Raw genomic sequence first — 720 nt, 5'->3', positions numbered from 1 at the left:
GAATCTAAATCTATAGCATTTGCACACTCATCATTTGTTGCTGGGCACGCAGAATTAACTAAACCTGTTTCCTCTAAATTACAAAGTGTACTTACATTGTGAACAAGTGTTAAGTCTATTGCGTTATCATTAGTAAATGGTCCTACATTTGTAACACCTGTAGCAGTAATAGTACCAACACTAGCTCCAGATTCTTGCACATCGTAAGAAGTAGCGTCTCCCATATCTGTTACGTCTATATCTACGGTAAAACCGAGAGCACAATCTTCTATAACTGTAAATGTAACAGTAGGTGCTACACAAGGCGCAACAGGTACAACAATCATAAAAGATGCTTCTAACTCTTCAGGAGTACCTTCACAAAGGTAAGACGCATCTGTATCTTCTCCATCATCAGGGCTTACACCTCCATTATCCCCTATAACCGAACCATAGGCAGTAACACTTATTAAAGTACCATCCCAACTATCGTCATATTTATCATAACAATTTACATAGTAAGTTCCTGCTGGTAAGCTTATATTTTCATTAATTAAACCAGCACCATCACATTGCGTTCCGTTTCCTTGTCCCCAAATTTGAGTTCCAGTCCCATCTACACCATCGGTTATAGACACCCATTTTTCACTTGTATAACTACCTCCTGAGGTAGTAATATTAATTATGGATTGTGCATTAGCTTGCAAAAAAAAGGCAAACATTGCAAAAAATAATAAAGTA

General features: G+C 37.4%; 1 protein-coding gene. It reads right to left on the bottom strand.

What is annotated here, in order from left to right; all coding sequences use genetic code 11:
* A partial coding sequence (locus ACFSSB_RS15430) for a hypothetical protein (RefSeq protein WP_379905922.1) occupies positions 1–701 on the bottom strand: 701 nt, incomplete at its 3' end.
* Between the last annotated feature and the right edge of the window lie 19 nt (positions 702–720).

The sequence above is a fragment of the Lacinutrix gracilariae genome (genome assembly GCF_042684485.1).
In the GTDB taxonomy this organism is placed as follows: domain Bacteria; phylum Bacteroidota; class Bacteroidia; order Flavobacteriales; family Flavobacteriaceae; genus Oceanihabitans; species Oceanihabitans gracilariae.
The sequence above is the reverse complement of the archived record's forward strand: the minus strand, read 5'-3'. Positions and strand labels throughout refer to the sequence as shown.